Source organism: Xanthomonas sp. F4 (genome assembly GCF_011761895.1).
Genome location: NZ_JAASQX010000001.1, coordinates 1,809,098 through 1,827,203 on the forward strand (window position 1 = coordinate 1,809,098; position 18,106 = coordinate 1,827,203).

16 protein-coding genes are annotated in these 18,106 nt (G+C 69.6%); 9 read left to right on the forward strand and 7 right to left on the reverse strand.

Annotation, left to right across the window (positions count from 1 at the left end; genetic code table 11):
* Positions 1-13 precede the first annotated feature (13 nt).
* The 5 genes from hisH (at position 14) to FHR66_RS07905 (ending at position 4,391) form a co-directional block, all read left to right on the forward strand.
* Positions 14-616 carry an imidazole glycerol phosphate synthase subunit HisH gene (gene hisH / locus FHR66_RS07885; RefSeq protein ID WP_160969015.1) on the forward strand — a complete coding sequence of 201 codons (603 nt, stop codon included), beginning with the start codon at positions 14-16 and terminating at the stop codon, positions 614-616.
* Positions 613-1,347, forward strand: coding sequence for a 1-(5-phosphoribosyl)-5-[(5-phosphoribosylamino)methylideneamino]imidazole-4-carboxamide isomerase (hisA, locus tag FHR66_RS07890; RefSeq protein ID WP_160969017.1), 735 nt, complete (start codon positions 613-615; stop codon positions 1,345-1,347). Before hisH ends, hisA begins: the two co-directional genes overlap by 4 nt.
* On the forward strand, positions 1,341-2,117 hold the full coding sequence (gene hisF / locus FHR66_RS07895; RefSeq protein ID WP_160969019.1) for an imidazole glycerol phosphate synthase subunit HisF: 777 nt from the start codon (positions 1,341-1,343) through the stop codon (positions 2,115-2,117). Before hisA ends, hisF begins: the two co-directional genes overlap by 7 nt.
* Complete coding sequence (gene hisIE / locus FHR66_RS07900) at positions 2,107-2,730, forward strand: bifunctional phosphoribosyl-AMP cyclohydrolase/phosphoribosyl-ATP diphosphatase HisIE (protein ID WP_160969021.1); 624 nt, start codon at positions 2,107-2,109, stop codon at positions 2,728-2,730. The genes hisF and hisIE overlap by 11 nt, the downstream gene beginning before the upstream one ends.
* Before the next feature lie 68 nt (positions 2,731-2,798).
* Positions 2,799-4,391, forward strand: a complete 1,593-nt coding sequence (locus FHR66_RS07905) for a calcineurin-like phosphoesterase C-terminal domain-containing protein (RefSeq protein ID WP_160969023.1) — start codon at positions 2,799-2,801, stop codon at positions 4,389-4,391.
* A gap of 562 nt (positions 4,392-4,953) precedes the next feature.
* On the opposite strand, the gene FHR66_RS07910 is transcribed toward FHR66_RS07905, so the two are convergent.
* The 6 genes from FHR66_RS07910 to FHR66_RS07935 form a co-directional block, all read right to left on the reverse strand.
* Positions 4,954-6,057 carry a C13 family peptidase gene (locus tag FHR66_RS07910; RefSeq protein ID WP_202394889.1) on the reverse strand — a complete coding sequence of 368 codons (1,104 nt, stop codon included), beginning with the start codon at positions 6,055-6,057 and terminating at the stop codon, positions 4,954-4,956.
* A 7-nt stretch (positions 6,058-6,064) separates the two neighbouring features.
* Positions 6,065-6,763, reverse strand: a complete 699-nt coding sequence (gene mtnC / locus FHR66_RS07915; protein WP_160969025.1) for an acireductone synthase — start codon at positions 6,761-6,763, stop codon at positions 6,065-6,067.
* A 3-nt stretch (positions 6,764-6,766) separates the two neighbouring features.
* Positions 6,767-7,333, reverse strand: coding sequence for a 1,2-dihydroxy-3-keto-5-methylthiopentene dioxygenase (locus FHR66_RS07920; protein ID WP_160969027.1), 567 nt, complete (start codon positions 7,331-7,333; stop codon positions 6,767-6,769).
* A gap of 94 nt (positions 7,334-7,427) precedes the next feature.
* Complete coding sequence (locus FHR66_RS07925; RefSeq protein ID WP_160969029.1) at positions 7,428-8,069, reverse strand: methylthioribulose 1-phosphate dehydratase; 642 nt, start codon at positions 8,067-8,069, stop codon at positions 7,428-7,430.
* A gap of 269 nt (positions 8,070-8,338) precedes the next feature.
* On the reverse strand, positions 8,339-9,775 hold the full coding sequence (locus FHR66_RS07930; RefSeq protein ID WP_160969031.1) for an amino acid permease: 1,437 nt from the start codon (positions 9,773-9,775) through the stop codon (positions 8,339-8,341).
* A gap of 83 nt (positions 9,776-9,858) precedes the next feature.
* Entirely contained in the window at positions 9,859-11,331 is a 1,473-nt protein-coding gene (locus FHR66_RS07935) for an amino acid permease (RefSeq protein WP_160969033.1), read from the reverse strand.
* A gap of 169 nt (positions 11,332-11,500) precedes the next feature.
* On the opposite strand from FHR66_RS07935, the gene FHR66_RS07940 reads away from it, so the two are divergent.
* Positions 11,501-12,076: an NUDIX hydrolase gene (locus tag FHR66_RS07940; RefSeq protein WP_160969035.1), complete on the forward strand. Its 576-nt coding sequence runs from the start codon at positions 11,501-11,503 to the stop codon at positions 12,074-12,076.
* Between the two features lie 370 nt (positions 12,077-12,446).
* Here the strand turns inward: FHR66_RS07940 and serA are convergent, their stop codons facing one another.
* Positions 12,447-13,688 carry a phosphoglycerate dehydrogenase gene (serA, locus tag FHR66_RS07945; RefSeq protein ID WP_167087637.1) on the reverse strand — a complete coding sequence of 414 codons (1,242 nt, stop codon included), beginning with the start codon at positions 13,686-13,688 and terminating at the stop codon, positions 12,447-12,449.
* 260 nt (positions 13,689-13,948) lie between these two features.
* Here serA and FHR66_RS07950 point away from each other — a divergent pair, with 260 nt between their 5' ends.
* The 3 genes from FHR66_RS07950 to FHR66_RS07960 all read left to right on the forward strand — a co-directional run bounded on the left by FHR66_RS07950 (position 13,949) and on the right by FHR66_RS07960 (position 17,690).
* Positions 13,949-15,337, forward strand: coding sequence for an FAD-binding oxidoreductase (locus FHR66_RS07950; RefSeq protein ID WP_160971069.1), 1,389 nt, complete (start codon positions 13,949-13,951; stop codon positions 15,335-15,337).
* A gap of 116 nt (positions 15,338-15,453) precedes the next feature.
* Positions 15,454-15,771: a DUF2388 domain-containing protein gene (locus FHR66_RS07955; protein WP_160971071.1), complete on the forward strand. Its 318-nt coding sequence runs from the start codon at positions 15,454-15,456 to the stop codon at positions 15,769-15,771.
* Positions 15,768-17,690 carry an Lnb N-terminal periplasmic domain-containing protein gene (locus FHR66_RS07960; protein ID WP_160971073.1) on the forward strand — a complete coding sequence of 641 codons (1,923 nt, stop codon included), beginning with the start codon at positions 15,768-15,770 and terminating at the stop codon, positions 17,688-17,690. Before FHR66_RS07955 ends, FHR66_RS07960 begins: the two co-directional genes overlap by 4 nt.
* The last annotated feature ends 416 nt before the right edge of the window (positions 17,691-18,106 follow it).

Sequence of the window (18,106 nt, forward strand, 5' to 3'; positions counted from 1 at the left end):
CAAGGAGCCTGCGATGACCGATGTCGCGCTGATCGACGCCGGCGGCGCCAACCTGGGCTCGGTGCGTTATGCGCTGGAGCGCCTGGGCGTGGAGGCGCGGCTGGTCCGCGATGCGGCCGGCCTGCAGGGTGCGGACCGGGTGATCCTGCCCGGCGTCGGCGCCGCGCCGCATGCGATGGCGCGGCTGCGCGAGCAAGGTCTGATCGAGCCACTCCGCGCGTTGCAAGTGCCACTGATCGGCATCTGCCTGGGCATGCAGTTGCTGTTCGAACGCTCGGAGGAGGGCGATGTCGACTGCCTGGGCCTGCTGACCGGCGTGGTCCGGCGCATGCCGCCGGCGCTGGGCATTCGCGTGCCGCACATGGGCTGGAACCGGCTGCTGCCGTTGCAGCCGTCGTCGCTGCTGGCGGGCGTGCCGGACGGCGCCAGCGCCTATTTCGTGCATGGCTATGCCGCGCCGGTCACCGCCGACACCGTTGCCGCCTGCGACCATGGCGGCCTGTTCACCGCGGTGGTGCAGCACGGCCGCCGTTGCGGCGCGCAATTCCATCCCGAGCGCTCGGCCGATACCGGCGCGCGCATCCTGCGCAACTTCCTCGAGACCGATTTCCCATGAGCTTCGTCGTCTATCCCGCGCTGGACATCCGCGACGGCCGCGTGGTGCGGCTGGCGCAGGGCGACTACGCCCGCGAGACCCACTACGGCGACGATCCGCTGCGCCGCGCGCAGGCCTTCGCCGACGCCGGTGCGCAGTGGATGCACCTGGTCGACCTGGATGCGGCCCGCGCCGGCGGCTACACCCTGGCGCCGCTGCTGCAGCGGATCCGCAGCGAGACCGGGCTGCAGGTGCAGACCGGCGGCGGCGTGCGCTCGCGCGCCGATGTGCAACGCCTGCTCGATGCCGGCGCCAGCCGCGTGGTGATCGGTTCGCTGGCGGTGCGCGACCGCGAGTCGGTGCTGGAGTGGCTGGCCGAGTTCGGCTCCGACCGCATCACCGTGGCGCTGGACAGTCGCCAGGACGCGCACGGCGTGTGGCGCTTGCCGGTGCACGGCTGGACCGAGACCTCGTCGCTGAGCCTGGATGCGCTGGCCGGCGAGTACGCCGCGGCCGGCCTGATCCATCTGCTGTGCACCGACATCGCCCGCGACGGCATGCTGTCCGGGCCGAACCTGGCGCTGTACACGCACCTGCGGCAACTCGCGCCGACGCTGGCCGTGCAGGCCTCCGGCGGCATCCGCGACGCCGCCGATGTGCGCGGCGCACGCGAGGCCGGCTGCGCCGGCGCGGTCCTCGGCAAGGCGCTGCTGGAAGGGCGGTTGCGCCTGGACGAGGCGCTGGCATGCTGAGCCGGCGCATCATTCCGTGCCTGGACGTGCGCGAGGGGCGCGTGGTCAAGGGCGTCAAGTTCCGCGACCACGTGGACATGGGCGACATCGCCGAGCTGGCGCTGCGCTACCGCGACCAGGGTGCCGACGAACTGGTGTTCTACGACATCGGCGCCAGCCCGGAAGGGCGCTCGGTGGACTACGCCTGGGTCGAGAAGGTGGCGCGGCTGCTGGACATCCCGTTCTGCGTGGCCGGCGGCATCCGCGACGTCGCCACCGCGCGCGCGGTGCTGCACGCCGGCGCCGACAAGATCTCGATCAATTCGCCGGCGCTGGAGCGGCCGGCGCTGATCGCCGAGCTGGCCGAGGCGTTCGGCGTGCAGTGCGTGGTGGTCGGCATCGATTCGATCCGCGAGGACGACGGCCAGTGGCGCGTGCGCCGCTTCACCGGCGACCCCAGCAAGACCCAGGCGCTGCGCATGCGCACCCTGGACTGGGTGGTGGAGGCGCAGCGCCTGGGCGCCGGCGAGATCGTACTGAACTGCATGGACAGCGACGGCGTGCGCCGCGGCTACGACATCGCCCAGCTGCATGAGGTGCGCGCCCTGTGCAAGGTACCGCTGGTGGCGTCCGGCGGCGCCGGCGAGATGCAGCACTTCGCCGATGTGTTCGAGCGCGCCGACGTCGACGGCGCGCTGGCCGCGAGCGTGTTCCACAGCGGCGCCATCGCCATTCCCGAACTCAAGCGCTTCCTGCGCCAACAACAGATCGAGGTGCGCGATGCCGCATGAACACTCCCATGACGCGGATGCCGCCGATGCGGCGCTGGACTGGGGCAAGGGCGACGGCCTGCTGCCGGTGGTGGTGCAGGACGCCGCCACCCTGCGCGTGCTGATGCTGGGCTACATGAATCAGGAGGCGCTGGCGCAGACGCGGCGCAGCGGCCAGGTCACCTTCTACAGCCGCAGCAAGCAGCGGCTGTGGACCAAGGGCGAAAGCTCCGGGCACGTCCTGGACGTGGTCGCGATCGACACCGATTGCGATCGCGATACCTTGCTGGTCCTGGCGCATCCGCACGGTCCGACCTGCCACCTGGGCCGCGACAGCTGCTTCCCGCAGGCGCCGGGCCAGTTCCTGGGCGCGCTCGATCGCCTGGTCGCCCAGCGCGAGCGCGAACGGCCCACAGGCAGCTACACCACGCAGCTGTTCGAGAAAGGCACGCGGCGCATCGCGCAGAAAGTGGGCGAGGAGGGCGTGGAGACCGCGCTGGCCGGAGTCGCCCAGGGCGACGACGAACTGCTCGGCGAATCCGCCGATCTGCTCTACCACCTGACCGTGCTGCTGCGCGCGCGCGGCCTGGGCCTGGCCGACGCAGTGGCGGTGCTGGAAGCGCGGCACCGCTGAGCCTGTCCGGCGCGGTCATCGCCGCGTCGGCATAGCTGGCTACAATCGGGAGCCCTCGGTTTCCCCGGATGTTCCGCATGCTGCGCACCGTCGTCCTTGCCTGCCTGTTGGCTGCCGCCGCTCCTGCCGTGGCGCAGACCGCGACGATCAGCGGCAGCGTCTATCAGGAACGCGACAACGCCCCGGGCCGCGGCCCTGGCGATACCGGCATCGCCGGCGTGCAGGTCTCCGACGGCGTGCACATCGTCCGCACCGACGCGCAGGGCCGCTACCGACTGCAGGTGGAGCCAGGCCGCACGGTGTTCGTGATCAAGCCCGACGGCTACAGCTTCGCCAGCGCCGGCAACGGCCTGCCGGACTACTGGCGGCATTACGCACCGGCTGGCTCGCCCAAGCTCAAGTACCCGGGCATTGCCCCGACCAGCGGCACCACCGACCACTGGGATTTCGCGTTGCGCGCGCAGCCCAAGGCCGACAGCACCGAGGTGCTGGTGTTCGCCGATACCCAGACCGCGTCGATGACCGACGTCGGCTACTACGCCCGCGACATCGTCGCGCCCCTGCGCGGCAAGACCCATGCGCGCATCGGCACCACGCTGGGCGACGTGGTCAGCGACGACCTGTCGCTGTATCCGGCGCTGAATGCGGAAACCGCCAAGCTCGGCGTGCCGTGGTTCCACGTGCCCGGCAACCACGACCTCAACTTCGACGCGAGCGACGATGTGGATTCGCTGTCGAGCTGGCGTGCGGTCTACGGCCCCGATACCTACGCGGTGGAAGAGGGCGGGGCCAGCTTCGTGTTCCTGGACGACGTGGTCTACCAGCCGACGCAGCAGCCCAAGTATGTCGGCGGCCTGCGCGAAGACCAGTTCGCGTTCCTGCAGGCCTATTTGGCCAGCGTGCCCAAGGACCGACTGCTGGTGCTGGGGATGCATATCCATCTGTTCGATGCGGTCCCGGGCAAGGAGACCTTCCGCCACACCGATCGTGCGCGCCTGTTCGCGCTGCTGAAGGACTTCCCGCACGTGCTGGTGCTCACCGGGCACAGCCATACCCAGCGGCACGTGTACTACACCGCGGCCGACGGCTGGCACGGCGCGCAGCCGCTGCACGAGTACAACGTCGGCGCGGCCTGCGGCGCGTTCTGGTCCGGGGTCAAGGATGCCGACGGCATCCCCGCCGCGACGATGGCCGATGGCACCCCGAACGGCTACGCGCTGCTGACCGTGCGCCGCGACGGCGGCTACGCGCTGGCCTACCACGCCGCGCGTGCCGCCGACGACGCGCAGATCGGCCTGCATGCGCCGAAGGTGTTGCGCCGCGGCGCCTATCCGGCCTGGGGTGTGTACGCGAACGTGTACATGGGCGAGGACGACACGCGCGTCGAGTACCGCGTGGACGACGGCGCCTGGAAGCCGATGCAGCGGGTCGAACAGCCCGACCCGACACTGCTCGCCGAGAACGCGCGCGACGATGCCGCCGACGCGCTGCGCGGCTACGACCGTTCGCCGGAAGCGACTCCCTCGCAGCATCTGTGGCGCGGCGCCTTGCCGACCGACCTGAAAGTGGGTGCGCACCGCATCGAGGTCCGCGCATTCGACCGCTGGCGCGGCGAGCAGCGAGCCGGCGGTAGCTACCGCTTGCAGGATGCGAGCCCTTGATGAAGTGGCGGCGGTAGGCGGTGGTCGGCAGATAAGCGCGCAGTGATGCTGCATGCTCGATCACCGTCACTGCCGCGACAGGATTTTAGGCGGCCATGTGTTCCAGGCGTCGGGACTGAAGTCCCTCCCACAGTGCGTCCATCAACACCTCGCAGCGTCGGACCCATATAGGAGCGGCTTCGCCGCGACAGGCGCGGTGAGGCGGTCGCGCCATCCACCGCCAACGCCAAGAGACGCGTGCTCGCGTTCCGCACACGCCACGCCGACCCCAGAAACAAAAAAACCTCCACGAAGGAGGCCGACGAACCGAAGGATCCTGGCTGGCGAGCGAAGGCTGGCGGGCGGTTGGATCGGAGCGCAGCTGGCTGGCGAAAAGCGGGCGGGCTTGCTGCGGGAGAGATTCTAGCGATCGCGCAGGCGTCGCGATCGAACGCGAATCACTCTCATCTTTTCGGCCTGCTGCACGGGTTCGGGCGTGCAGGGTCGGGAGCAGGATCGGCCGGCAAGCACGAGGGTGCGCGCACGCCCCTCGCATGCAGTCGACCTCACGCCCTGCGCGGCATCACCGCGCGGACGTGCGCTTCGTCGGCGATGCCGGGTCCTGCACGCGCATCGGCACGGCGGGCGCGGGCGCTGCGCCATGCGCGTGGGTCTGCTCGCCATCGGCCGCATCCGCCGTGTCGTCCGCATCGGGTTCCGGATACGGATAGGGCGGTGCCGCCGCGTTCGGCAACTGCGCGCGCCAGTGCTGCAGCCATGGGCCGATGCGCGCGCCTACGTACAGTTGCGGATACGACGGCGCCTCGCCTTCGGCCTGTTCGCGTGCGCTGATCTCGGCACTGGCCAGACGATAGCTTTCGACGACATCGGTCGTGTGCGCCAGCGCGTCGATCAACCAGGCGCGGCCGAAATAGGTGGCGCTGGCGGTGTTGCCGCAGCCGAACGAGGGCCGGTCGCGGCGCGCGGCGGTGATCACCAGGGTGTCGGCGGTCTTCAGCGCCGGTACGAAGCCGCCGGAGTAGCAGGCCGAGATCACGATGATGCGGTTGCGGATGCCGGCGTCGTCGAGCAGGCGGCGCAGTTCCTGCGGGGTGATGGTGTCGTACTCGGCATCCTCGCCGGGGCCGAACTGCAGATACAGTTCGTGCTGGTCGGTGCCGTGGCTGGTCAGGAACAGCAGCAATGCGTCCTCGTGCGGGTCCATCAGCTTGCCGACGCGGTCCAGGGTATCGGCCAGGTTGTCGTACGAGGCCTGCGGCGCGTAGGCGCGCGCGCCGAGATTGTCGCCGTGGTTGATCAGGGTGGCGATGCGACCGGCAGCGCCGAAGCGCTGCGCGAACAGCTGACGCAGGTACAGCACTTCGTTGCGGAACACGTCCTCGCTGGCGTCGCCGGCGAAGCCGACCACGTACAGGTCGGGGATGCCCGGTCGCTGCGCCTGCAGCGATCCCAGCGCCTGGCGCAGCTGCGCCTGGTCGAACGGGTCCTGCGCCGCGTCGTCCTGCGCGGTGTCGGCCGCGCCGGCCGGCATGGCACCGGCATCGGAATGGCAGGCGGGCAGCGCCAGCGCCAGCAGCGCGGCCGGCAGCAGCCGGCGTCTCAGCACGGCGAGCGGGCGCCGCAACGCCGCCAGGGCGGCGATCAAGGCAGCGACGGGCCTGCGCATTGCGGGCTCAGAAGCCCAGGTCGGCGAAGCTCTCCGCGCGGCGATGGCCGTTGCAGGCCTCGCCCTGGCGCGGTTGCGGGTAGTCGTCGCGGCGGTCGATCAGCACCGTGTCCAGGCCGGCGGCGCGGGCCGCATCCAGTTCGGCGACCACGTCGGACAGGAACACGATCTGCGCCGGCGCCACGCCGATCGCTTCGGCGATGCGCGCATAGCTGGGCTGCTCGCGCTTGCCACCGATCTCGGTGTCGAACCAGCCGGAGAACAGCCCGCGCAGGTCGCCGGCGTCGCTGTGGCCGAAGAACAGCTTCTGCGCCGGCACCGAGCCGGACGAGTACACGTACAGCGTCCGGCCCTGCTCATGCCAGCGGCGCAGCGCCGGCGCGGCGTCGGGATAGATGTGCGCGGTGAAGTCGGCATCGCGGTAGCCGGCCTCCCAGATCATGCCCTGCAGCGCCTTCAGCGCGGTGTGCTTGCGGTCCTCGTCGATCCAGCCCTGCAGGGTCTCCACGATCACCGCATCGGTGCAGATGCCGCCGCATTCGGTGGCGACCGCGTCCAGCCACTGCCGCACCTGCGGCTGCTGGCCGTGTTCGCGCACGAAGCCGGGCAGGGCGCGGCGCGCGTAGGGGAACAGCACGTCCTTGACGAAGGAGATGCTGCTGGTGGTGCCTTCGATGTCGGTGAGAACGACGCGCGGATCGGTCATCGCTCAGTGCGCCTCGCCGCGCAGCTTCGCCTCGTAGCGCGGGAAGCGCTGGGCGATATCGGTGCCGGTGAAGTGGCCTACCCAGCCATCCGGCTCGGTGAAGAAGCGGATCGCGACGAAGCGCGGCTCCGGCCCCATGTCGAACCAGTGGTGGGTGCCGTCCGGCACGGCGATCAGGTCGTTCTGCACGCACTCGATCTCGTAGACCTTGCCGTCCACGTGCAGGGTGAACAGGCCGGAGCCGGCGACGAAGAAGCGCACCTCGTCTTCCTTGTGGAAATGCTCCTCGAGGAACTTCTTGCGCATCTCCTCGCGCTGCGGGTTGTCCGGGGCGATGCTGACCACGTCCACGGTCTTGAAGCCGTTGGCGGCGACCAGGCGGTCGATGTCGGCCTTGTAGGCGGCCATCACCGCTTCCGGCGAGGCACCGGGCTCGATCGGCTGGTTGGCCTGCCAGCGCTCGAAGGTGACGCCGATCTTGCGCAGTTCGGCGGCGATCGCGTCGCCCTCGCGGCTGTCGAACAGCGGCGCGTCGGGAGTGGTGTCGGCGAAGATACGGAGTCGGCTCATGGCGGCGGGCGAAAGCGGCAGGGGGGACGAAAAGGGTAGCAGGTGCGCGGCCGGCGGCCGTTGCGGCGCTGGAACGCTGTCGCGCCGCGGCGGATCAGCCGGCGGCGCGCAGCTTGCGCAGCTCCAGCTCGCAATGCAGCAGGAACTCGAAGGCTTCCAGGTGGCGGCGCGCCTCGGCCATGTCGCGGCCCCAGGCGTACAGGCCGTGGCCGTCGATCAGGTAGCCCCACAACGGCGTGCGGTCGAGCAGGGCGTCGACCTGGGCCGCCAGCACGGTCATGTCCTGGGTGTTGGCGAACACCGGCAGGTCCACCGCGGTCTCGTGGGTCTGGTTGCCGTGCAGCGCCTTCAGCAACTCGTAGCCTTCCAGGCGGATATGGCCCTGCGGCGCGTACAGGCGCGAGGCGATGGTCTGCACCGGCGAATGCGTGTGCAGGATGCAGCCGATCTCGGGGAAGCGCCGGTACAGCTGGGTGTGCAGCAGGGTCTCGGCGGATGGGCGCAGCGGCCGGCCGACGGCCTGGCCGTCGAAATCCACCACCATGATGTCGTCCTCCACCAGCCGGCCCTTGTCGCGGCCGGAGACGGTGATCGCGGCATGGCGATCGTCCAGGCGGTGCGAGAAGTTGCTGCTGGTGGCGGGGGTCCAGCCGGCCTGCGAGAGCTCGCGGATGTTGTCGATCAGCAGGTGCGCCAGCGTGCGCAGGCGCTCGGAATCGTAGGGCAGTGCGTTCATGCGGGTAGTTTAGGGCTTGCTGGCGCGATTGGGATGACAGCACGCCCCCGTATTTCCTCGCGCCGTACCCTCACCCCAACCCCTCTCCCGGTGGGAGAGGGGCTAAGCCATCCAACCGAAGCCGGCGCTTCCTTCTCCCCTCGGGAGAAGGTGCCCCGCAGGGGCGGATGAGGGTACGGGCGAAGCCTCGTGCAGCCGAACACCGCGCGCGCTTCGCGCCCGTACCCTCACCCCAACCCCTCTCCCGCGAGGAGAAGGGCTTTTATGGCTCAACCTTTACCGATGCGGCGCAGCCGGCTGTGGCGGTAGCCGTAGCCGAAGTAGATCGCCAGGCCGATCACCGTCCAGCCGGCCATCAGCATCCAGTTGTGTGCGGTCATCGCCGACAGCAGCGCCAGGCAGCTGAGCACGCCGGCGATGCAGATCGGCCAGGCGAACGGGATGCGGAACGGGCGCGGCAGGTCCGGCTGGGTGCGGCGCAGGATCAGCACGCCGGCGCAGACCGCGGCGAAGGCGATCAGGGTGCCCATCGAGGTCAGTTCGCCCAGCACGTCCAGCGGGAACAGCGCCGCCAGCAGGGCGATGCCGATGCCGGTGATCACGGTGTTGACGTGCGGGGTGCGGTAGGTCGGGTGGATCTTGGTGAACACCGGCGGCAGCAGCCCGTCGCGGGCGATGATCATGAAGATGCGCGGCTGGCCGATGATCATCACCAGCACCACCGAGGACAGGCCGATCAACGCGCCGATCTCGACCACCACGCGCAGCCAGGCCAGCTGCGGATGCGCCGCCACCGCGGTCACCACCGGCTCGTCGGTGCCCAATTGGGTGTAAGGCAGCAGCCCGGTCATCACCGCGGCCATGGCGATGTACAGCACGGTGCAGATCACCAGCGACAGGATCATGCCGATCGGCAGGTCGCGCTGCGGCCGGTGCGATTCCTGCGCCGCCACCGAGACTGCCTCGAAGCCGATGTAGGCGAAGAACACCATCGCCGCGCCACGCAGCACGCCGTCCATGCCGTACTTGCCCGGGCCTTCGTTGGCGGGGATGAACGGATGCCAGTTGGCCGGGTCCACGTACTTCCAGCCGGCGGCGATGACGAGCACGATCAGGCCGCTCTTCAGCACCACCATCGCCATGTTCATCGCCGAGGACTTGCGGATGCCGACGTAGCACAGCCAGGTCAGCAGCAGCACGATGCCGGCGGCGGGCAGGTTGGCGATCGCCCCGGTGGGCTGTAGCTTGCCGTCCAGCGGCGCGTTGACCAGGGCCGCGGGCAGGTGGATGTTGAAGTGGTCGAGCAGGCTGAGGAAATAGCCGGTCCAGCTGACTGCCACCGCCGAGGCCGACACGCCGTACTCGAGCACCAGCATCCAGCCGATGAACCAGGCCGCCAGCTCGCCGAAGGTGGCGTAGGTATAGGTGTAGGCGCTGCCGGAGACCGGCACCATCGCCGCGAACTCGGCATAGGCCAGCGCGCAGAACGCGCAGCACACCGCGGCCAGCACGAACGAGAGCATGATCGCCGGTCCGGCGTGGTTGGCCGCGGCCTGCCCGGTGATGACGAAGATGCCGCCGCCGATCACCGCGCCGATGCCCAGCGCGGTCAGGCCCCAGGGGCCGAGCGCGCGTTGCAGGCCCAGCCCGCCGGCGTCCTCGTGGCTGGCATGAGGGTGTTTGGTGGCCAAGAGTTGTTTGAGCATGGAGCGGTTCCAGCCGAACACGGCGTGCGAGGAGAGGGGTGAACGCGAAGACCGGCGCGGACGCCGGTCTTCGGGGGAGCGGATCAGGCCTTGGTGGCCAGGCGGCTGTTGCGGATGCCGTAGAAGAAGTAGATGCACAGGCCGACCAGGGTCCAGCCGACGAACACCTTCCAGTGTTCCTGGAACGCCTGGAAGAACAGGCCGACGCAGAACAGCGCGCCCAGCGGGCACACCGCCCAGAACAGCGGCACCCGGAACGGACGCGGCAGATCGGGACGGGTGAAGCGCAACACCATCACGCCGACGCAGACCGTGGCGAAGGCCAGCAGGGTGCCCATCGACACCAGCTCGCCGAGCACGTCCAGCGGGATCAGCCCGGCCAGCAGCGCGGCCAGCACGCCGACCACCACGGTGCCGACGTAGGGAGTGTGGAAGCGGCGATGGACCTTGCCGAACAGCTTCGGCAGCAGGCCGTCGCGCGCCATGGTGTAGAAGATGCGCGGCTGCGCCATCAGCATCACCAGCACCACCGAGGACAGGCCGGCGATGGCGCCGATCTCGACGAAGGTCTTCAGCCAGGCCAGGTGCGGGTAGTGCTCCAGCGCGGTGGCCACCGGCTTGGCGGTGCCCAGTTGGGTGTAGGGCAGCAGGCCGGTCAGCACCGCGCAGACGATGATGTAGATGATGGTGCAGATGGCCAGCGACACCAGGATGCCGATCGGCATGTTCTTCTGCGGGTCCTTGGTCTCGCCGGCCGAGGTGGAGACCGCATCGAAGCCGATGTAGGAGAAGAACACGATGGAAGCGGCGCGGAAGATGCCGCTCCAGCCGAACTCGCCGGGGCCGGTGTTTTCCGGGATGAACGGATGCCAGTTGTCCGGGTTGATGTAGAAGACGCCGACGCCGACGAACAAGCAGATCACCAGCACCTTGATCGCCACCACGATGGCGTTGACGAAGGCCGACTGGGTGACGCCGACGTAGCACAGCGCGCTGACCGCGGCCACGATCAGCACCGCCGGCAGGTTGACGATGTTGCCGGAGGCGACGAAGGCGTGGCCGGTCCAGGTCAGCGGCGCGCTGGCCAGTTCCGTGGGGAAGGGCAGGCCGAGGGTGCCGGTGACGAAGCTGATCAGGTAGGCCGACCAGCCGACCGCGACGCTGGAGCCGGCGAACAGATATTCCAGTACCAGGCACCAGCCGATGAACCAGGCTACGCCTTCGCCGAGCGTGGCGTAGGAATACGAATAGGCGCTGCCGGAGACTGGCAGCATCGCCGCGAACTCGGCGTAGCACAGGCCGGCGAAGGCGCAGGCCAGGCCGGCGAACACGAACGACAGCATCACTGCCGGGCCGGCATGATTGGCCGCGGCCTGGCCGGTGAGCACGAAGATGCCGGCGCCGATCACCGCGCCGATGCCGAGCAGGATCAGGTGTCTGGCGGTGAGGGTGCGTTTGAGGGTGCCTTCGCCCTCCAGACTGCCTTCGAACGGTTCGCCGGCATCGACGTGACCGGCAGGTTCGATCGGCTTGACCCTCAGCAGAGACTTGAGCATTCGGTGCATCCCCAGGTAGCGGTACGGGGCAAGCGGCCCCGGCAATGGTGAAGCGCCGGGCCCTTGGTGGGCGACGCAAGCGTCGTACCATGCCAAAGCCGGCCGGCCGCCACAAGCCGCGCTGCACCGTGGACGGCGATAATGGCGGCCCCCGAACGCGAGAACGCCGATGCCGGAGTCGTCCCTACGCCAGCAGTTGCAGGCCCATGCCCGGCAGTGCCCGGACCAGGCCGAGGTCGCCGCGCAGTTCCTGGCCTTGCTGGACGATGCCGCCGATCCGTTCGTGCGCGCACGCCTGGACGGCCATTTCACCGGCTCGGCCTGGCTGGTCAGCGCCGATGGCACGCGCACCCTGCTGACCCATCACCGCAAGCTGCAGCGCTGGCTGCAACTGGGCGGGCACGCCGACGGCGACCGCGATCTGGCGCGGGTGGCGTTGAAGGAGGCCGAGGAAGAATCCGGGCTGCCTGGCCTGGCACTGGAGGATGGCGCGATCTTCGACCTGGACCGGCACTGGATTCCCGCCCGCGGCGAGGTGCCGGGGCACTGGCATTACGACGCCCGCTACGTGGTTCGCGCCGGCGGCGACGAAGCCTTTGCGGTCAGCGCCGAGTCGCTGGCCCTGGCCTGGCGCCCGATCGCCCAATTGCGGGACGACGCGGACCTGGATCCATCGCTGCGGCGCATGGCGTACAAATGGCTGCAGCGGCAAGCCCCTCTCCCCCCGGGAGAGGGGTTGGGGTGAGGGTCGGGGCGCGCAGCGCACGCGGTGTTTCAGCTGCACGAGGCTGCGCCCGGACCCTCATCCGCCCCTTCGGGGCACCTTCTCCCGAGGGGAGAAGGGAACAGCCGGCTCCGGCTGGATGGCTGAGCCCCTCTCCCCCGGAGAGGGGTTGGGGTGAGGGTCGGGGCGCGCAGCGCATGCGGTGTTTCAACTGCACGAGGCTGCGCCCGGACCCTCATCCGCCCCTTCGGGGCACCTTCTCCCGGTGGGAGAAGGAAGTGCCGGCTCCGGTTGGATTGCTTGGCCCCTCTCCCCCCGGGAGAGGGGTTGGGGTGAGGGTACGGGCGCGCAGCGCACCCACGAATCCCCAATCCCCAATCCCCAATCCCCGCTAGTAAAGAATCCGCGTCCGCAACGTCCCCGCCACCTGCGCCAGTTCGTCCTTCAGCACCGCGGCCAGTTCCTCGCTGGCGGCGACGTCGATCACCACGTAGCCGACCTTGGGGTCGGTGCGCAGGAACTGGCCGTCGATGTTGACGTTATGGCGCGAGAACAGTTCGTTGATCTGCGACAGCACGCCCGGCACGTTGCGATGGATGTGCAGCAGGCGCAGGCTCTCGGCGTGCTCGGGCAGGGTCACCTCGGGGAAGTTCACCGCCGAAAGGGTGCTGCCGTTGTCGCTGTAGCGCACCAGCTTGGCCGCCACTTCCACGCCGATGTTGTCCTGCGCCTCCAGCGTGCTGCCGCCGACGTGCGGGGTCAGGATCACGTTGTCGTGCGCGGCCAGCGGCGATTCGAACGCATCGCCGTTGCCCTTGGGTTCGATCGGGAACACGTCCACCGCGGCGCCGCCGATGTGGCCGCTGCGCAGCGCCGCGTCCAGCGCGTCGATGTCGATCACGGTGCCGCGCGAGGCGTTGATCAGGTGCGCGCCCGGTTTCATCTGCGCCAGTTGCGTGGCGCCGATCATGTTGCGGGTGGCCGCGGTTTCCGGCACGTGCAGGGTGACCACGTCGGCGCGCGCCAGCAGGTCGTCCAGGTCGGTGGCGGTGCGCGCGTTGCCCAGCGACAGCTTGGTCTCGATGTCGTGGAAGATCACCTGCATGCCCAGCGACTCGGCCAGCACGCCGACCTGGGTGCCGATGTGACCGTAGCCGACGATGCCCAGCACCTTGCCGCGGGTCTCGTGGCTGCCGGTGGCGGACTTCGACCAGCCGCCGCGGTGGCATTCGGCATTCTTCTGCGGAATGCCGCGCAACAGCAGGATGGCCTCGGCGATCACCAGCTCGGCGACGCTGCGGGTGTTGGAGTAGGGCGCATTGAATACCGGGATGCCGGCCAGTTCGGCGGCGTCCAGGTCGACCTGGTTGGTGCCGATGCAGAAGCAGCCGACCGCGATCAGGCGCTTGGCGTGGGCCAGCACCTCGGCGCTGAGCTGGGTGCGCGAGCGGATGCCGACGATGTGCGCTTCGGCGATGCGCTGCTTGAGCTCGTCTTCCGGCAGCGACTTGGCATGCAACTCGATCTGCGAGTAACCGGCCGCGCGGAACACGTCGACGGCGGTCTGGCTGACGCCTTCGAGCAGCAGCACGCGGATATCCTGCTTCGGAAACGAGGTCTTCTTGGGCGACATTGCGGTGAGAGAGCGATGGCCAACGGGCCGGTCACTATGCCAGATGGCTCCGTGCTTTGGTGCGCCGCAATAGGATGGCGGGGGACCGTGGATGCAACGCCGGTGGAAGGTTTCAGGTGTATCGATCGCCGCAGCCGCGGCGCGGGATTCGAGAGTCGGGATTGGGGATTCGCAAGAGCAGCAGTGTCCTCGTCCAACTGGACGACATCGCACAACGCTGGCACGCTTGAACGCTTATCTACGCTTCGACCTCTCCGCCCATGACCGACCCGCGCCTGGATGCCCTGGCCCTTGCCGTTCCCGGCCTGCGCCTGAAGACCGATCCCGCCGACCTGGAGCACTACGGTCGCGACTGGACCCGGCGCTGGACCCCGGCGCCGCTGGCGATCGCGTTGCCGGCGACGGTGGAAGAGGTGCAGGCGGTGCTGCGCTGGGCCAACGACCATGCGGTGGCGGTGGTGCCGTCCGGCGGCCGCACCGGCCTGTCCGGCGGCGCGGTGGCCGCGCACGGCGAACTGGTGCTGAGCCTGGAGCGGATGAACAAGGCGCTGGCGTTCGATCCGGTCGACCGCACCCTCACCGTGCAGGCCGGCATGCCGCTGGAAGCGGTGCACAACGCCGCGCGCGAGCATGGCCTGCTGTACCCGGTGGACTTCGCCGCGCGTGGGTCGTGCTCGATCGGCGGCAACATCGCCACCAACGCCGGCGGCATCCGCGTGATCCGCTACGGCAACACCCGCGAGTGGATCGCCGGGCTGAAGGTAGTCACCGGCAGCGGCGAACTGCTCGAGCTCAACCGCGGGTTGATCAAGAACTCCAGCGGCTACGACTTCCGCCAGTTGCTGATCGGCTCCGAAGGCACCCTGGGCATCGTGGTCGAGGCCACCCTGCGGCTCACCGACCCGCCGCCGCCGAGCAACGTGATGCTGCTGGCGCTGCCCTCGTTCGAGGTGCTGATGCAGGTGTTCGCCGCGTTCCGCAGCCGGCTGCAGCTGGAGGCATTCGAGTTCTTCACCGATCGCGCGCTGCAGCACGTGCTGGCGCATGGCGCGCAGGCGCCGTTCGACACGGTGTATCCGTACTACGTGGTCACCGAGTACGCCAGCGGCAACGAGGCGCAGGAGGCCGCTGCGCTGGCCGCGTTCGAGGCCTGCATGGAGCAGGGTTGGGTGCTGGACGGGGTGATCAGCCAGAGCGAGGCGCAGGCCGCGCAGCTGTGGCGCCTGCGCGAGGGCATCACCGAGGCGGTGGCGCGCTACACCCCGTACAAGAACGACGTGTCGGTGCGGATCTCGGCGATGCCGGCGTTCCTGGCGCGGACCCAGGCGCTGCTCGGCGAGGCCTACCCGCAGTTCGAGGTGGTGTGGTTCGGCCATATCGGCGACGGCAACCTGCATATCAACGTGCTCAAGCCCGATGCCACCGCGCCGGCAGACTTCATTGCCGCCTGCGAGCAGGTCACCAAGCTGCTGGCGCAGGTGCTGGCCGAGCACGGCGGCAGCATCTCCGCCGAGCACGGCATCGGCCTGGTCAAGAAGCCGTACCTGGACAGCACCCGCAGCGCCGAAGAGATCGCGCTGATGCGCGCGGTCAAGCGCGTGTTCGATCCGTCCGGGCTGCTCAATCCCGGGAAGCTGTTCGATCCTTGAGACCGGCCGCTCCACTGCCGCGCGACCCGTTCAGGCGCTGCGCGCGACGGACCGCTAGGCTATGCGGCGCGGCGCTGGCCGTCCCCCCTTTCATGATCCTGTTTGGAACGATTGCGATGACCCGAGTGACCGCGCGCTGCGCCCTGCTGTTCGCCCTGATCCTGCCCGCGTTCGCGCAGGCGTCCAGCTTCGCCGGCAGCTCCGCCGGTTCGGCCTCGGCCGGCTCGGCCGGCAGCTCGGCGTCCTCGGACAGCAGTTCCAACAACGACAAGGTGGTGCTGCAGGCGCGCGACGACGCGGCCGGCTTCGTCGCCAGCGCCGGGCGCATCCGCGGCGTGCAACTGGAAGCGGCGCTGCGCGTGCTGCGCGAGGCCAACCCGCAGGCGCAGCAGGCCAGCGACCTGGAACTGGCGCAGGCGATCCTGGCGCTGTGATCCCGCGCCGGCCACGGCGCCCAGGCGCGCGGTGGCTGGCGTTGCTGGCCCTGGCCGGTGCGGTGCACGCAGCGGCCGCGCCACTGTCTGTCGACGAGACCGGACTGAGTCCCGCCGAACGTAGGGCCAGCGAGGCCGTGCTGGCGGCCGCGCAGGCGCGGTTGCCCGCAGCCTGGGCCGCGGCGCTGCCCGCAGGGCTGCCGCTGCAGTGGCGCGACGATCTTCCCGCGCAGGTGCACGGCCGCGCGCAGGCCAAGCGCCTGCTGTTGAACAAGCGCCTGCTGCGCGACTGGATGGCGGCGACGGGGGGCGACACCGATCCGGCCGCCGACCTGGCGCGACGGCCGGCACTGGCTGCCTTGCTGCACGAACTAGCGCATTTCTACGATCGTTCCGCGGCAGGAAGGTTGTCGTCCGATCCGCGGCTGCTGGATCTGGCTGGCTGGCAGGTCAGCCCGATGCGCCTGGGCCTGCGCCGCGGCCAGAACCGGTTCACCGAGCGCAGTCCGGACCGCTACGAATTGCAATCGCCGGCCGAGTTCGTGGCGGTGAATCTCGAGCACTTCCTGCTCGATCCGGACTACGCCTGCCGGCGGCCGGCGCTGGCCCGCTACTTCGCCGCGCGCCTGGCATGGACGCCGCCGTCGGCCGCGTGCGCGCCCGGCCAGGTCTTCGTGCAGGACCCGCTGGCCGACGCGGCCGCCTTGCTGCAGGTGGACCCCGCGCGGGTCTACGCGGTGGACTATCTGCTGGCCGAGGGCAATGCGCAGCCGATGAGCCACTGGGGCCACAGCATGCTGCGCCTGGTGATCTGTGCACCCGGGCGGCCGCTGGGCCCGGCATGCCGGCTGGATCTGGCCGAGCACCGGGTGCTGTCGTTCCGCGCCTTCGTCGACGACGTGCAGATCTCCAACCTGCGCGGGCTGACCGGCTCGTACCCGTCGCGGCTGTTCGTGCTGCCGCTGCGGCAGGTGGTGGACGACTACACCCAGGTGCAGCTGCGCGGCCTGCAGTCGCTGCCGCTGCGGCTGTCGCGCGAGGAGATCGCGGCGCTGCTGGAGCGCGCCGCGCAACTGCACTGGAGCTACGACGGCCGCTACTACTTTCTCAGCAACAACTGCGCGGTGGAGACCTACGCCTTGCTGCACGACGGCGTGCCGCGGCTGGCGGCCGCGCACCTGTCCGGGATCAGCCCGACCGGATTGCGCCGGCGCCTGGTGCGTGCCGGCATCGCCGATGCGTCGGTGTTCGACGACGCCGACGCGGCGGTGCGCAATGGCTACTCCTTCCCGGCGGCGAGCGCGCATTTTGCGCAGATGTTCGCGGTGGCGCGCGATTCCTTGGCGCTGCCGGCGCGCAATGCCGAGGCGTGGCTGGACCTGCCGGCCGCGCAGCGCGCGCCCTGGCTGCAGCGCGGCGACCTGCGCGCCAGCGCTGCCTTGCTGCTGCTGGAGAATGCCGCCCGTCGTCGCGCCGAACAGCGCGGTCGCGATGCGCTCAAGCGCCGCTATCTGGGCAAGCCGTTGACGTCCGCGGTTGACGGGGCGGGCGAGGGCAATGCGAGTGCCGACACCCGCGATGCCGCTAGTGCGGTACGTGCGGTGCTGGCCGAGCAAGGCGTGCTGAGCCAACCGGCGAGCCTGCTGCAGGAGCAGCCAGGCTATGGCCTGCCGCAGGCGCAGGAACGCGCCTGGCTGCAAGTCCAGGGACAGGCACGGATCGCGGCGCTGCACGACGACGGCGCCGCGCTGCAGACGCGCCTGCGCGGGTTGCTGCCGGCGCCGCTGCAGGCGGACCTGGCCCAGATCGACACCAACCTGGCGACGCTGGGGGAACGCCTGCGCATGCTCAATCGCGAGGGGGGTGGGCTGCAGTTGCGGTCGCCTTCGGTGTTGCAGCCGGGTGGTGGGAAGCCTTAGTGCGGCGTGCGAGGTTGGTCAGGGAGGCCGAAGGGGCATCTCGCGTTTGGTTGAGGATGTCGTGGTCGCGGCTGAAGCCGCTCCTACGATGTGGCTGACGGTGCGTCCGCTTCATCGGCTGGTTGCAGGCGCAGGCTTTCTTCATGAAAGGAGGCCGATAGGTCCAGTCGTCGGGACTGAAGTCCCTCCCACAGAAGCGTCGCACCTTCCACACATTTTTGTAGATACCGTCTTACCCCCTAGCAGGCAAGGCCCCTTTTCGGGTCGAACGCGGTGCCCGATTTGAGGACGCCATAGGCGAGGTGCAGGAGCTTGCGCATGGCGGCGCACACGATCTGCTTGCCGGCTTTGCCGCGTTCGCTTAGCCGCTGTTTCAGCGCCCGGATGACCGGGTTGTGGGTCATGGCCACCAGGGC

Bases quoted from the DNA above. Each gene is read 5' to 3' on its own strand.
- hisH (WP_160969015.1), top strand. From the start codon at position 14: ATGACCGATGTCGCGCTGATCGACGCCGGCGGCGCCAACCTGGGCTCG.
- FHR66_RS07920 (WP_160969027.1), bottom strand. From the start codon at position 7,333: ATGAGCCGACTCCGTATCTTCGCCGACACCACTCCCGACGCGCCGCTG.
- FHR66_RS07950 (WP_160971069.1), top strand. From the start codon at position 13,949: ATGACCGACCCGCGCCTGGATGCCCTGGCCCTTGCCGTTCCCGGCCTG.
- serA (WP_167087637.1), bottom strand. From the start codon at position 13,688: ATGTCGCCCAAGAAGACCTCGTTTCCGAAGCAGGATATCCGCGTGCTG.
- hisF (WP_160969019.1), top strand. From the start codon at position 1,341: ATGCTGAGCCGGCGCATCATTCCGTGCCTGGACGTGCGCGAGGGGCGC.
- hisA (WP_160969017.1), top strand. From the start codon at position 613: ATGAGCTTCGTCGTCTATCCCGCGCTGGACATCCGCGACGGCCGCGTG.
- FHR66_RS07905 (WP_160969023.1), top strand. From the start codon at position 2,799: ATGTTCCGCATGCTGCGCACCGTCGTCCTTGCCTGCCTGTTGGCTGCC.
- FHR66_RS07925 (WP_160969029.1), bottom strand. From the start codon at position 8,069: ATGAACGCACTGCCCTACGATTCCGAGCGCCTGCGCACGCTGGCGCAC.
- FHR66_RS07930 (WP_160969031.1), bottom strand. From the start codon at position 9,775: ATGCTCAAACAACTCTTGGCCACCAAACACCCTCATGCCAGCCACGAG.
- mtnC (WP_160969025.1), bottom strand. From the start codon at position 6,763: ATGACCGATCCGCGCGTCGTTCTCACCGACATCGAAGGCACCACCAGC.
- hisIE (WP_160969021.1), top strand. From the start codon at position 2,107: ATGCCGCATGAACACTCCCATGACGCGGATGCCGCCGATGCGGCGCTG.
- FHR66_RS07940 (WP_160969035.1), top strand. From the start codon at position 11,501: ATGCCGGAGTCGTCCCTACGCCAGCAGTTGCAGGCCCATGCCCGGCAG.
- FHR66_RS07935 (WP_160969033.1), bottom strand. From the start codon at position 11,331: ATGCTCAAGTCTCTGCTGAGGGTCAAGCCGATCGAACCTGCCGGTCAC.
- FHR66_RS07910 (WP_202394889.1), bottom strand. From the start codon at position 6,057: ATGCGCAGGCCCGTCGCTGCCTTGATCGCCGCCCTGGCGGCGTTGCGG.
- FHR66_RS07955 (WP_160971071.1), top strand. From the start codon at position 15,454: ATGACCCGAGTGACCGCGCGCTGCGCCCTGCTGTTCGCCCTGATCCTG.